The sequence below is a fragment of the Pseudomonas sp. HP_01 genome, from assembly GCF_055284355.1.
On record NZ_JBTOPV010000013.1, the window covers coordinates 15964 to 29522 of the forward strand.

Sequence of the window (13559 nt, forward strand, 5' to 3'; positions counted from 1 at the left end):
TTTTGATTCCGCGCGGCGCCCTTTGCGTTGCGCCTCTTTTGACAGATGAGATCCATGTCCGACCTCTTTTCCACCTCTCCCGCGTCGATCCTTGGCATCGACGGTCACGCACACGTCTTCAGCAGAGAGCTGGACCTGACATCGGCACGACGCTATTCACCTGACTACGACGCCACGCTGGCGATGTACCGACATCAACTTCATCAGCACGGCCTGAGCCACGGCGTGCTGGTGCAGCCGAGCTTTCTCGGCACGGATAACCGCTACTTGCTCGACGCCCTTCAACAGGCGCCGGATCAACTGCGCGGCGTGGTGGTGGTCGAGCGCGACATCAGCCGTGCCGCGCTGGAAGAGATGGATCGGCTGGGCGTCGTCGGCGTGCGTCTGAACCTGATGGGCAAGGCGCTGCCGGACTTCTCCGAGCCACAGTGGCGGGTGTTTTTCGGGCACATCGCCGCCCTCGACTGGCACGTTGAAGTGCACCGCCAAGTCGCGGACCTGCCGGCGCTGCTGGCCGGGCTGATGCCGTTCGGGATGAAGATCGTGATCGATCACTTGGGTCGCCCCGATGCCCGATTGGGCTTCGATCAACCGGGGTTTCGGCAGATGCTGGAGCTGGGCCGCAGCGGGCAACTGTGGATGAAGGTGTCGGGGATTTACCGTCTGGAGGGCAACGCGCAAGAGAATCTCGATTTCGCTCGCGCCGCCATGCCGCTGCTGGTCGATACGTTCGGTCAGCAGCGGCTGGTCTGGGGCAGTGACTGGCCCCATACCCAGCATGAACGCAGTGTCAGCTATGGTTCTGTGGTCGAACAGCTGCAGGCGCTGGGCTGCACCGCGCAATTGATGCATTCCCTGCTGATCGAGGCGCCCCAGGTACTGTTTGATTTCGCGCTGACCGCCACCTGATCAAGGCCTGATCCGGTGAATCTATCGGTTGGTCATCTCGCTCAAGGCCGGCTGATGTACGGCCGGTCGGGATCGTCCCGCGGGCTGTGAATACTGATCCGCCGGGCCTTGGCTCCTTGGGGTTCGACGCGCAGCAGGAAGACGATCAGCAAGCCGTTCTTGAAGGTCGCGCCCTGTACCTCGATGTGATCGGCCAGATGAAAAACCAGGCGGAACGGGCCGTGGGCGATGCCCTGATGCAGGTACGTCACGCCGCCGTCGGTGTGCGCCTCACCCCCGCAAACAGTGAGCACGTTTCTTTCCAGGGTCAGGTCAAGGTCAGCGGCGGTGAGTCCTGCCGTGGCGATCACGATCCGGTAATGATCGGTGCCGTATCGTTCGACGTTATGAGGGGGGCCGCTGGCGTTTATCTCGCTGTGCAGGGCAGATTCAAAAAAATCGTTGAAGCGATCAAAGCCCACTGATTGCCGGAACAACGGGGCCAGTGAAGCGGTGGTGGCCATGCCTGAATCTCCTGGAGATTGCCACGGTGATCAAGACGCCGGTCGACGCCGGCTCTGCACTTGATTCTGTATTCAGAGTTAGGCTCAAGCGCCAGAAAATACAAGCACCTCCGTTAAATACTCCGCTAACACAATCACTCTATCGTCGCCCAAACATTTGCCTATTAGACGGCAGGTCAGAGTCGGCTAATCTTGTGCGGGTGCTAGCCTGGGCTGTCTCGTTGATGGCCGAATACGTAAAAAGTAAACAAGAAGGTGATTAGACCATGTCGACAGAATCGAAATGCCCGTTCAACCACGCAGCTGGAGGCGGGACGACAAACCGCGACTGGTGGCCGAACCAGCTGAATCTCAAGATTCTTCATCAGCACTCCTCGTTGTCTGACCCGATGAGCGAGGGCTTCGATTACGCCAACGAATTCAAAAGCCTCGATTTTGCCGCCGTCAAACGCGACCTGCTTGAGGTCATGACACAATCCCAGGACTGGTGGCCTGCCGACTTCGGGCATTACGGTCCACTGTTCGTCCGCATGGCCTGGCACAGCGCCGGGACCTATCGCACCGGTGACGGCCGTGGCGGCGCAGGCGCCGGTCAGCAGCGTTTCGCGCCGCTCAACAGCTGGCCGGACAACGTCAACCTCGACAAGGCGCGCCGCCTGATCTGGCCGGTGAAGCAAAAATACGGCAGCAAGATTTCCTGGGCCGACCTGATCGTGCTCACCGGCAACGTGGCGCTGGAGTCCATGGGCTTCAAAACCTTTGGCTTCTCTGGTGGACGCGCCGATGTCTGGGAACCGGACGAGGACGTGTACTGGGGCGCCGAAACCACCTGGCTCGGCGGTGAAGACCGCTACGGCGCGCACAAAGACATGCAACAGCCGGGCGAGGGCACGCTGGTTGCAGAGCCCGAGCACCACAGCGAAGAGGAGACCCGCACCGCCAACGGTGAGCGCAATCTCGAAAACCCGCTGGCCGCCGTGCAGATGGGCTTGATCTACGTGAACCCTGAAGGCCCGGAAGGCGTGCCTGATCCTGCGGCATCCGCTCGAGACATCCGCGAGACCTTCGGCCGCATGGCCATGAATGACGAAGAAACCGTGGCCCTCATCGCAGGCGGCCACGCCTTCGGCAAGACCCACGGTGCCGGACCTGCTGACAACGTAGGCGCAGAGCCGGAAGCAGCGGGCCTTGAAGAGCAAGGTCTGGGCTGGCGTAACAGTTTCGGCTCCGGCAAGGCCGGCGACACCATCACCAGTGGCCTGGAAGTGACCTGGACGTCGACCCCGACCCGGTGGAGCAACGAATACCTGGAAAACCTGTTTGGCTTCGAGTGGGAGTTGACCAAGAGTCCTGCAGGAGCTCATCAGTGGAGGCCGAAAAATGGCGCGGGCGCGGGCAAGATTCCTCATGCCCATGATCCGGCCAAGCGCCAGGAACCGCGCATGCTGACGTCCGACCTGGCCCTGCGCGTGGACCCTGCCTACGAGCTGATCTCCCGTCGCTTCCTGGAAAACCCTGACCAGTTGGCGGATGCGTTCGCCCGCGCCTGGTTCAAGTTGACCCACCGTGACATGGGGCCGCTGGCTCGTTACCTTGGTCCGGAAATGCCTGCTGAAGAACTGCTCTGGCAGGACCCGATTCCCGAGGTCAACCACCCGCTGGTGGACGACAACGATGTGACTGCGCTTAAGGCAAAAGTCCTTGCCTCAGGGCTGTCGGTTTCGCAACTGGTCTCCACGGCTTGGGCAGCGGCGTCCACTTTCCGTGGCTCCGACAAGCGCGGCGGTGCCAACGGCGGCCGTCTGCGTCTGGCCCCACAGAAAGACTGGGCGGTCAACCACCCGGCCAATCTGGCTAGCGTGCTGCAAACGCTGGAGCGTGTTCGCAGTGAATTCAACGGTGCCCAGTCTGGCGGCAAGCAGATCTCGCTGGCTGACTTGATCGTCCTCGGCGGCAGCGCGGGGATCGAACAGGCGGCGAAAGATGCCGGTCATCACGTCACAGTGCCGTTCACCCCGGGCCGCGCAGATGCTTCCCAAGAGCAGACCGACGTCGAGTCGTTCGGCTTTCTGGAGCCCATCGCCGATGGTTTCCGTAACTACCTCAAGGGTCGCTACCGCGTCTCGGCGGAGAAGCTGCTGGTCGATAAAGCCCAACTGCTGACCCTGACGGCTCCGCAGATGACCGTCCTGGTCGGCGGGCTGCGCGTGCTGGACATCAATGTCGGGCACAGTCAGCACGGCGTCCTGACCCAGAAGCCAGGTGTTCTCACCAATGACTTCTTCAAGAATCTGTTGGACATGGGCGTGGAGTGGAAGGGCGTGTCGGGCGGCAATGAGCTGTTTGAAGCCCGTGATCGCACTACCGGCAAACTCAAATGGACAGGGACCCGGGTCGACCTGGTGTTCAGCTCGCACGCTCAATTGCGTGCCGTCGCTGAGGTGTACGCCAGTGCGGATGGTCAGCAGAAGTTCGTCGAGGACTTCGTCGCCGCGTGGACCAAAGTGATGGAGCTGGACCGCTTTGATCTTGCCTGAGGTCAGGCGTCTTTAGCCTTCAGCGCGTCATAACCAACGCCTCCCTTGTGGAGGCGTTGTTTTTTCTCCACGGATATTGGGCGCTGCCGAAATCCACTGTAGGAGCGCGCTTGCCCGCGAAGACGTCGGCAGACTCAACATCGTACTCGCCTGACACACCGCAATTCGCGGGCAAGCGCGCTCCTACACCCCTGCGGTTCGACTCTGATTTTGGGCTCTGCCGAAATCCACTGTAGGAACCGGCTTGCTGGCGAACGCGGCGTGTCAGTCACGTTGAGGGTGGCGGCTAACGCTGGTTTGCCAGCAAGCCGGCTCCTACGGATGCGCGAGGTAACCGGTAACCGTTGTTCGGCAAGGCATCGCATCCGCTGATGCGGAGCTGTGAATGCTCACCAGCGCATCCTGTTTCGTTTTGTGACGTCGGATAGGCGTAGTCCAAACCCTCGCGAATACTGCGCGGCGCTGGATTGTCGTGACTTCATAAAAAGGATGGATGTGGCTGTGAATACGGATGATCGACGAATTTCAGAAGAGGCTGTGGCCTTTGCCAAGGCGAACAGGAAGGAGATAGCAAAGAGGCTGACGGATCCTTTGGTTTACCTCTCAGAGGATTCGCCCGTATCGGTGTTTATGGCGGGCTCACCTGGGGCCGGTAAAACTGAGGCATCTCTGGAGTTTCTCACTCGATTCGGCGGTAGTGTGCTGCGCATCGATCCGGATACCTATCGCGCCGAATTGCCCGGGTACACGGGTAGTAATTCTTCGCTTTTTCAACGAGCGGTTTCTGTATTGGTGTCTGCCGTTCACGACGAGGCGTTGCGGCTGCAGCAATCATTTCTGCTGGACGGCACCGCATCAAATTTCGATACGGTTTCACTCAACATCCGGCGCTCGCTCAAGCGGGGTCGTTTTGTGTTAGTGCTCTACGTTTATCAAAATCCCGAGAGAGCCTGGGAGTTTGTTCAGGCGCGAGAAAAAGTGGAGGGCCGGAATATCCCGATGCACGGCTTCGTGGACCAATACTTTGCCGCCCGGGAAATGGTGAATCGTTTGAAATACGAGTTCGGCCATGCAGTGACCGTCGATATTTTTATCAAGAATCATGACGGCTCTACCAAGGCTTACCGGCAGAACATCCAGCAAATTGACACTCACATACCCGAAATCTATGATCGGGCATCGCTTGAGCGCAGGCTAAATTCCAGGAGGTACGAATAATGACTGGTCCACAAAAACTCAAAACGGTGAAGTCGACGCCATTTTCCGATTTCGTCCGCAACGCCACCTTCGAGGAGAAGGAGCGGGTTTATCTGGAGGTCATGGAGAAAGCCTGGGCGCGGCAGGAAAAGATCATCGAGCAATCCCGGAAAATGTAACGCCCCTCCATAGACGAAGCCGCCCTTGAGGCGGCTTTGTCGTCTTAGCTTGCAGCTTGCAGCTTGCAGCTTGCAGCTTGCAGCTCAACGCCTCACCCCAACGCCAGCACCCGCCTGCATTCCAGCACCAGGCTCGCGCCGCCTGAAGGGCTGCTGCCGATGCGCAGTTTGAAGCCGTGCAGGTTGACGATCGCGGCGACGATGGACAATCCCAGGCCGAAGCCGCTTTGCTGATTGCCGTTTTCGCTTCGGTAGAAACGCTTGAACACGGCCTCGCGTTCGGCGTCGGGGATGCCGGGGCCGGTGTCCTGTACTTCGATGAAGGTGGTGTCACCTTCGGCGCGGGCGATGAGCAGGACCTGCCCGCCCGGCGGGGTGAATTTGATCGAGTTGCTTAGCAGGTTCGACAGCGCCTCGAACAGCAAGGCCCGATCACCCACCATCGGCGGCAGGCGCTCGGCGACTTTCAGTTGCAACGAAACGCGGCCTTCTTCGGCCAGCGGCAGGTAGAAATCGTGCAATTCCTGCAACAGCGGCTGCGGATCGAGCGGGCCGAACGCCGAGCGCCGCTGGTGATCTTCCAGTTCGGAGATCCGCAGCAATCCGCGAAAGCGCGCCATCAGCGTGTCGGCGTCGGCGATCACCTGGGCCATCTGCTCGCCCAGGGCAGAATCTTCCGGTGACTGTTGCTGGATTCGATAAAGCTGCGCACGCAGGCGCGTAAGTGGCGTGCGCAGGTCGTGGGCGATGTTGTCGCAGACACCCTTGACCTCATTCATCAGGCGCTCGATGCGGTCGAGCATGGCGTTGACGATGTCGGCGAGCATGTCCAGTTCGTCGCGGCGGTCCGACACCGGCAGGCGGCGGGCCAGGTCTCCGGTGACGATCGCTTCGGCGCTGGCCTGGATCGCGCGGATGCGTCGCAGCGGGCGGCGCCCCAGCAAGTGCCAGCCGGCGATACCCGGAATGATGGTCAGCGAAATCCCCCACAGCAGCGCGCGCAGGATCAGCGTGGTCACGGCGAACAACGAACCGTTATCGCGCACCAGAATCAGCCAGCGATCATCCAGCGTATGGATCGCCACGGCGTCGCAGCCCGAGCTGGGCAGGTCCGGGTCGTCGGAATCGATGCAGGTGTCCAGTTCCTGGATTTCCCCGGTCAGCTTGAGGCCGTCGGGAATGCTCTGGATCGGGCCGCTGATGGGTTGCATGTTCTTGTCGAACAGGCCGTATGCGTCGACCGAGCGTATGTCGAATTTGTCGCTGCTGCGCAACGCGTCGTCCAGCTGCGCGCCTTCAAAGCGCGAGAACAACTGCTGGCGCTGCATCAACGAGTGACGGGCGAGGGTGTTGAGGTAACTGGTGACTTCCCAGTACAGCACCCCCATCAGGATGCTGCTCCAGGCCACAAACAGGAAACTGTACAGCGCCAGCAGCCGGCTGCTGGAGGAGCGCCAGCCCTTAGACGGGTTCGGCAATGACATAACCTGAGCCTCGAACGGTACGTATCAGCGGCGTCAGGGTAGGGGGATCGATTTTCTTGCGCAAGCGACCGATGTGGACGTCGATCAGGTTGGTGCCGGGATCGAAGTGATAACCCCAGACTTCTTCGAAAATCATCATGCGGGTGATGATCTGCCCGCTGTTGCGCATCAGGAATTCCAGCAGCTTGTATTCGGTCGGCAGCAGGTTCAGCGGCTGCCCGGCGCGGCTGGCTTCGCGGGTGATCAGATTGAGTTCGAGGTCGGCGACCTTGAGCATGGTCTCGGCCTGGGTCCCCGGATTGCTGCGGCGCAGCAGGACTTCCACCCGCGCGGCCATTTCGTCGGAGGCGAAGGGTTTCGACAGGTAGTCGTCCCCGCCGGCACGCAGCCCGCGCACGCGTTCGTCGACGTCCGACAACGCGCTGATCATCAGGATCGGGGTGGCAATGCCCAGGGCGCGCATGGTGGTGACAATCGCCAGGCCGTCAACTTCCGGCAGCATGCGGTCGAGGGTGATCAGGTCGTAATCGCCGCTGACCGCGCGGACTAGGCCCTCGCGACCGTTGTCCACCCAGTCCACTTGCAGGCCGTGGCTGCTCAGTTCGGCAACGATTTCCTTCGCGGTGACGGCATCGTCTTCGATTGTCAGAATTCGCGTCATGTGAGGTCAGGACCACGTAAGAGGACAGGAGACTGCATTTTGCCTTTAAACGTAGTCGGGATTTCTTAAAAATAATTTAAGAAGGGCAGAACGGCTTGTTTGATGCTAGCCAGCGTGCCGAGAGGAGGGCTAAGCCGCCTCTGTCGCGGCTCAGTGTAGGAGCGCGCTTGCCCGCGAACGCGTTCTGCCAGGCGACTCTTGCATGTCAGGCTGTACGCCATCGCGAGCAAGCTCACTCCTACAGGTCACACGCCTTTGCGATCGGACTCGGCTTTGGGCTCACGCAGTTCTTGCTTCAGCTTTTCGTCCAGCGCTTTCTTCTTGCCTTTCTTTTCCGGCGTTTCGCCTTCGCTGCGGATCTGCGCATGGCTGATCAACGCGAAAATGAAGCTGCCGCCGATGATGTTACCGGCCAGCGTCGGGCCGGCGAAGATCATCCAGAAATCCTTCCACGGCAGTTCCCCGGCGAACACCAGATACGAGACTTCCGCCGAGCCGACCACGATGTGGGTGAAATCACCCAGCGCCATCAGGTAGGTGATCATCACGATGATGGCGACCTTGGCGGATTCCATGGACGGAATCATCCACACCATGGTGGCGATCATCCAGCCGGAAATGATGCCTTTGGAGAACATTTGCCAGGTGTCGTTCTCCATCACCTTACGGCCGATTTCGAGAAAGGCCTGATCGGTCTTGGTGTCGAAGATCGGCAGGTGCAGCATGACGTAGGCCACCAGCAATGTGCCGCACAGGTTGCCCACCAGCACCACGGTCCACAGCCGCAACAGACGCACGACATTGTTCAGCGTCGGCTTGCTCATCACCGGCAATACGGCAGTCAGGGTGTTTTCGGTGAACAGCTGCTGACGGGCAAGAATCACCGCCAGAAAGCCTGCGCAGTAGCCAAGGCTGGCTATGACCTTGAAGCCCTCGGCGTCGGGCAGCCGCGAGTTCAACAACCCCATCGCCATCAATGACAGGCCCATGGTCAACCCGGCAGCGAGGGCCGACCAGAACAGTGCAGCGACGTTACGCTCCAGTTCCTGATCGCCCTGCATGCGGATCGTTTCATGGAGGACGGCGGCACGGGGCGGCTGGTTTTCGTCGATGTCGCGTTCTTCTTCCGGCGTCAGGCCGGGGGTCTTGCCGTCTGGTTCGTGTTCCATGGCGATCCTTTGGATGGGTCAATGCACGTCTAAGCGTGTTCTTTCGGAGAGTGCCCGGTAAAAGAGCGCTCGGTAGGCGGCGGTTCGCTTGTACATGCTTGCTGCGCGGCGCTGCTGCTTGAGACACAATCCGTAACCCGTCGTTCGCCAACGGCGGCAGCCTTTTCACTGACCCGGGAGAACCTCTTTTGACCCTTCACATTCGCGACGCCACCCGTGCCGACGCCGCCGTCATTCTGGGCTTCATCACCGAGCTTGCGATCTACGAAAAAGCCGAGCACGAGGTCAAGGCCAGCGTTGCCGACATCGAGCGCAGCCTGTTCGACGAAGCCTCGCCGGCCAAGGCGCTGATCTGCCTGCTGGACGGCCAGCCCATTGGCTTCGCCGTGTACTTTTTGAGTTATTCCACCTGGCTGGGCCGCAAGGGCCTGTACCTGGAGGATTTGTACGTGTCTGCCGCGCAACGGGGTGTCGGAGCAGGCAAGAAGCTGTTGCGTCATCTCGCGCGGATCGCCCACGACAGCGGCTGCGGCCGTCTGGAATGGAGCGTGCTGGACTGGAACCAGCCGGCGATCGACTTCTACAAGTCGATTGGCGCCGAGCCCCAGGACGAGTGGGTGCGTTACCGGATGGAGGGGGAAGGGCTGAAGCGCTTTGCGTTGGAAGAGGGTTGAGGCGTTTATGCAGGAGCACTCATCGAGCTTTGAGCCCCGATATTGAACGGGACCAAGCGCGCTCCTACAGGGGCTTGCGTTCAGTCAGATAGATCTGCGCGGTCAATCCGTAGGGGTTTGTGCTCAGTCAGCGAGGTCTACGCTGTCGATCCGGTTGACCCCCGCCAGGGCCATGTCTTTCCATGCCTGGTCCAGCGAGCCGTTCAGGTCGATGGCCTTGCACGCGTCGGCGATCACCCAGGTATTGAACCCCGCCGCCCGAGCGTCCAGCGCGGTCCAGGCCACGCAGAAATCCAGGGCCAGGCCCACCACGAACACACTGTCGATGCCACGTTCGCTCAGATACCCGGCCAGCCCGGTGCGCGTGGTGCGGTCGGCTTCGACGAATGCGGAATAGCTGTCGATGCCGGCGTTACAGCCCTTGCGCAGGATCAGCTGCGCATGGGTGATGTCCAGATCGGCGTGCAGCTCGGCACCGTGGCTGCCTTGCACGCAGTGATCGGGCCACAGCGTCTGCGCGCCGTAGGGCAGGGTGATGCTGTCGAACGGCGCGCGGCCTGCGTGGCTCGAGGCAAACGACACGTGCCCGCGCGGGTGCCAGTCCTGGGCCATGACCACGTTGCGAAACTGCGCGCCGAGGCGGTTGATCAGCGGCACCAGTGCATCGCCTTCGGCCACGGCCAGCGCGCCGCCGGGCATGAAGTCGTATTGCATGTCGATCACCAGCAATGCGGCACGGGGGGCGGAGGGCAATCGGGAAAGCGGTGTGGTCATCATCTGAGTCCTTGCTGCAGTGAGTCTTGAGGCAATGAGTTCGGAGCGCGCTCAGGCAAACACGCGGATCGGCGCGCCGGCGTGCCAGGCCTGAATGTCCTCGATCATCTGGCTGAAGAACATCCGGTAGTTGTTCTCGGTCACGTAGCCCACGTGGGGTGTGGCGAGGACGTTCGGCAACGTGCGGAACGGGTGATCGGCCGGCAACGGCTCGACGCTGTAGACGTCCAGCGCGGCACCGGCGATTTTCTTCTGCCTGAGTACCTCGATCAGCGCGTCTTCGTCGACGATCGGCCCGCGGGCGGTATTTACCAGATACGCCGTCGGCTTCATGCGGTTCAGCGACTCGGCATCGACCAGCCCGCGGCTGCGCTCGCTAAGGACCAGATTCACCGACACCACGTCCGATTGCTCGAACAGTGCCTGTTTGCTGACGTAGGTCACGCCATGCTCGGCGGCGCGTTCAGCCGTGAGGTTCTCGCTCCAGGCAATCACGTTCATGTCGAAGGCCTTGCCGTAGCGGGCGATCTTCTGGCCGATGCTGCCCAGGCCGACGATGCCCAGGGTCTTGCCATACAGGTCGCTGCCGATGCCGATCTGCCAGTCGCCCGCGCGCAGGGAGTTGGCTTCGTCGACCAGATTGCGGGTCACGCCCATGATCAGCGCCCAGGTCAGCTCCGGCGCCGCGTACTTGTAGCTGTCGGTGCCGACCACGGTGATGCCCAGGCGCGCGGCGGCCTTCAGGTCCAGCGCCGCGTTGCGCATGCCGCCGGTGACCAGCAGTTTCAGATTCGGCAGTTGACTGAGCAGGGCGTCATCGAAAACCGTGCGCTCGCGCATCACGCAGAGGATCTGGAAGTCTTTGAGGCGGGCGACCATCGCGTCCGTATCCGCCGGGTAGTCATGCAGAAAACTGACCTCGCCGATCGGCTTCAACACAGTCCAGTCCACAACGTTTTCAGCAACCGATTGCCAGTCGTCGAGTACGGCAATCTTCAGCCCGGAATCCTGAGTCATTGAGCGAGGCCTCGTTCAGCAGCGATGTTGGATTTTGTGGCGCTCACAGTACGCTTGAGTGGCTTTGTCTGGAACCCCGCCCCCACTCTGAAAACGCGTCTTTGCGAAGTCGACCGTTTCAACTCGATCCGTAGGAGCCGGCTTGCTGGCGAACGCGTCGGGTCAGAGATGAAGAAATCGGATGACACTATGGGTTCGCTGGCAAGCCGCCCCTGCAAGAGCGTCAGTTAAACAGCCCCGCCGCGATGTTGATCGAAAACCCCAGAATCGAGGTGTTGAACACGAAACCGATCAGCGACTGGGCCAGCACCACCTTGCGCAGGCCGCGTGTGGCGACGCCGACGTCGGAGGTCTGCACGGCGACGCTCAAGGTGAAGGAGAAGTACAGAAAGTCCCAGTAGTCCGGGTTTTCTTCGCCGTCGGCAAAGCGCAGCGCCGGCTTTTCGCCGCTCCAGGTGTAGAAGACCCGGGCGTAATGCAGGCTGAAGACCACACCGATCAGCAGCCAGGAGCCGAGGATGGTGAAACCGGTGAAGGCGTAATGCAGCGCTTTGTCGGCGTTCTTCATGTCCTGGATACCGGCCAGTTCCAGAATGATCGCCGCCAGGCTGGCAATGGCCGCCACACACACGACGAACAGCACCACGCCAGCATTCTCGTCCTCGATTTCCGCCACCCGGCGCACGTCTTCCGCGGTGGATTTGAAGGTGCGGCGCATGATCATCGCCATGTACAGCCAGCCGGCGACGTTCCAGCCGATCAGGCATTTACTGATCACCGAGATGTCGGGAGCAACGAAGGCGGAGGCGATACCGGCGGCGACGCCGACCAGGGTGGCGATGGTCAGGCGAGGGTGGGTCTTGGCAAGGCGGGACATGGAGGACTTCACGGCAGTGAGATGCGCGAACAGTAGCACGCGGCCGCTACAGCAGAAGATGAAGAAAAACGGCGCGCAAGGGGTTACGCGCCGGTCGCCATTTGGCAGTTTAGGTGAATCTGTTCAGCCGGCCGTGCAGCCGTGTTTTCAACGACGGCCCGACCGGTTGAAATCAGTGGATCAGCGCACCAGACAAGGCTGCTTGTTGTTGAACGTCCAGTTTGGCAGCAGAAACTGCATCGCCACGCTGTCATCCCGCGCACCCAGCCCCATGCCCTTGTACAGCTCGTGGGCCTTGGCGACCTGGTCCATGTCGATCTCGACACCCAGCCCGGGCTTCTTCGGCACTTGCACGTTGCCGCCGATGATCTGCAGCGGTGCCTTGGTCAGGCGCTGGCCGTCCTGCCAGATCCAGTGGGTGTCGATGGCTGTGATGTTGCCCGGCGCAGCGGCGGCCGCGTGGGTGAACATCGCCAGGGAAATATCGAAGTGGTTATTGGAGTGCGAACCCCATGTCAGGCCCCACTCGTTGCACATCTGCGCGACGCGCACCGAACCCTGCATGGTCCAGAAATGCGGATCGGCCAGGGGAATGTCCACCGACTGAAGCTGGATGGCATGACCCATTTCGCGCCAGTCGGTGGCGATCATGTTGGTGGCCGTGCGCAGGCCGGTGGCGCGACGGAATTCAGCCATGACTTCGCGCCCCGAGTAACCGTTTTCTGCGCCACACGGGTCTTCGGCGTAGGCCAGCACCTTGTGCTGATCGCGGCACAGACGCACCGCTTCTTTCAGCGACCAGGCGCCGTTCGGGTCGAGGGTAATGCGCGCTTTCGGGAACCGTTCGGCCAGTGCCGTGACCGCTTCGATTTCCGCATCGCCGCTGAGCACGCCGCCCTTGAGCTTGAAGTCCTCGAAACCGTATTGCGCATAAGCCGCCTCGGCCAGACGCACCACTGCTTCGGGGTTCAGCGCTTCTTCGTGACGAACCCGAAACCACTCGTTGTCCGCGTCGGTTTCGGTGCGATAGGGCAGGTTGGTTTTCGTCTGGTCGCCGACGTAAAACAGATAACCGAGCATCTTCACTTCGTCACGCTGCTGGCCTTCACCGAGCAGCGCGGCGACCGGCACTTCCAGGTGCTGACCAAGCAGATCCAGCACGGCGGCTTCGATGCCGGTGACCGCGTGGATGGTGATGCGCAGGTCGAAGGTCTGCAGGCCGCGCCCGCCGGCATCACGCTCGGCGAAGGTACGGCGCACGTCGTTGAGGATCTTCTGATAATTGCCGATGCTGCTGCCGACCACCAGGGAACGGGCGTCTTCGAGGGTCTGGCGGATTTTTTCGCCGCCGGGGATTTCACCCACGCCGGTGTGCCCGGCGTTGTCTTTGAGGATGACAATGTTGCGGGTGAAATACGGGCCGTGGGCGCCGCTGAGGTTGAGCAGCATGTCGTCGTGGCCGGCCACCGGAATGATCTGCATGTCGGTGATGACGGGGGTGCTGCCGGAAGTCTGTGTGTTCATGGCTAAATCCTTGGTAATACCAGGCGCGGCGAGGGCGCCGTCTTTACGGGTTCA

At 61.1% G+C, this 13559-nt stretch carries 13 protein-coding genes; 5 read left to right on the forward strand and 8 right to left on the reverse strand.

Annotated features, from left to right (window positions below; genetic code table 11):
* The first annotated feature begins 54 nt into the window (after positions 1-54).
* Positions 55-909, forward strand: a complete 855-nt coding sequence (locus ACYAR8_RS10205; protein ID WP_463579789.1) for an amidohydrolase family protein — start codon at positions 55-57, stop codon at positions 907-909.
* Positions 910-950: 41 nt separating this feature from the next.
* On the opposite strand, the gene ACYAR8_RS10210 is transcribed toward ACYAR8_RS10205, so the two are convergent.
* Positions 951-1412 (reverse strand): Hsp20 family protein, encoded by a 462-nt coding sequence (locus tag ACYAR8_RS10210; RefSeq protein ID WP_463579790.1) that lies wholly within the window; start codon positions 1410-1412, stop codon positions 951-953.
* A 266-nt stretch (positions 1413-1678) separates the two neighbouring features.
* On the opposite strand from ACYAR8_RS10210, the gene katG reads away from it, so the two are divergent.
* From katG to ACYAR8_RS10225, 3 genes are all read left to right on the forward strand, one after another.
* Positions 1679-3949 carry a catalase/peroxidase HPI gene (katG, locus tag ACYAR8_RS10215; RefSeq protein WP_463579791.1) on the forward strand — a complete coding sequence of 757 codons (2271 nt, stop codon included), beginning with the start codon at positions 1679-1681 and terminating at the stop codon, positions 3947-3949.
* Between the two features lie 501 nt (positions 3950-4450).
* The gene (locus ACYAR8_RS10220) at positions 4451-5167 is read left to right on the forward strand and encodes a zeta toxin family protein (RefSeq protein ID WP_463579792.1); all 717 of its coding nucleotides are present in this window, start codon (positions 4451-4453) and stop codon (positions 5165-5167) included.
* Positions 5167-5325 (forward strand): hypothetical protein, encoded by a 159-nt coding sequence (locus ACYAR8_RS10225; protein ID WP_463579793.1) that lies wholly within the window; start codon positions 5167-5169, stop codon positions 5323-5325. Before ACYAR8_RS10220 ends, ACYAR8_RS10225 begins: the two co-directional genes overlap by 1 nt.
* A 92-nt stretch (positions 5326-5417) precedes the next feature.
* On the opposite strand, the gene ACYAR8_RS10230 is transcribed toward ACYAR8_RS10225, so the two are convergent.
* The 3 genes from ACYAR8_RS10230 to ACYAR8_RS10240 all read right to left on the reverse strand — a co-directional run bounded on the left by ACYAR8_RS10230 (position 5418) and on the right by ACYAR8_RS10240 (position 8639).
* Positions 5418-6809: a sensor histidine kinase gene (locus tag ACYAR8_RS10230; protein ID WP_074893184.1), complete on the reverse strand. Its 1392-nt coding sequence runs from the start codon at positions 6807-6809 to the stop codon at positions 5418-5420.
* Positions 6787-7470, reverse strand: a complete 684-nt coding sequence (locus ACYAR8_RS10235; RefSeq protein WP_062387311.1) for a response regulator transcription factor — start codon at positions 7468-7470, stop codon at positions 6787-6789. The genes ACYAR8_RS10230 and ACYAR8_RS10235 overlap by 23 nt, the downstream gene beginning before the upstream one ends.
* 245 nt (positions 7471-7715) lie before the next feature.
* On the reverse strand, positions 7716-8639 hold the full coding sequence (locus ACYAR8_RS10240; RefSeq protein WP_074893185.1) for a formate/nitrite transporter family protein: 924 nt from the start codon (positions 8637-8639) through the stop codon (positions 7716-7718).
* A gap of 188 nt (positions 8640-8827) precedes the next feature.
* Between ACYAR8_RS10240 and ACYAR8_RS10245 the strand changes: the two genes are divergently transcribed.
* Positions 8828-9313 (forward strand): GNAT family N-acetyltransferase, encoded by a 486-nt coding sequence (locus ACYAR8_RS10245; protein WP_463579794.1) that lies wholly within the window; start codon positions 8828-8830, stop codon positions 9311-9313.
* Positions 9314-9436: 123 nt separating this feature from the next.
* Here the strand turns inward: ACYAR8_RS10245 and pncA are convergent, their stop codons facing one another.
* The 4 genes from pncA to gudD form a co-directional block, all read right to left on the reverse strand.
* Positions 9437-10087, reverse strand: a complete 651-nt coding sequence (gene pncA, locus ACYAR8_RS10250; protein ID WP_463579795.1) for a bifunctional nicotinamidase/pyrazinamidase — start codon at positions 10085-10087, stop codon at positions 9437-9439.
* Between the two features lie 51 nt (positions 10088-10138).
* Positions 10139-11104, reverse strand: a complete 966-nt coding sequence (locus ACYAR8_RS10255) for a D-2-hydroxyacid dehydrogenase family protein (protein WP_463579796.1) — start codon at positions 11102-11104, stop codon at positions 10139-10141.
* A gap of 223 nt (positions 11105-11327) precedes the next feature.
* Complete coding sequence (locus ACYAR8_RS10260; protein ID WP_108119631.1) at positions 11328-11981, reverse strand: DUF1345 domain-containing protein; 654 nt, start codon at positions 11979-11981, stop codon at positions 11328-11330.
* A gap of 180 nt (positions 11982-12161) precedes the next feature.
* On the reverse strand, positions 12162-13505 hold the full coding sequence (gudD, locus tag ACYAR8_RS10265; protein ID WP_463579797.1) for a glucarate dehydratase: 1344 nt from the start codon (positions 13503-13505) through the stop codon (positions 12162-12164).
* Positions 13506-13559: the final 54 nt, after the last annotated feature.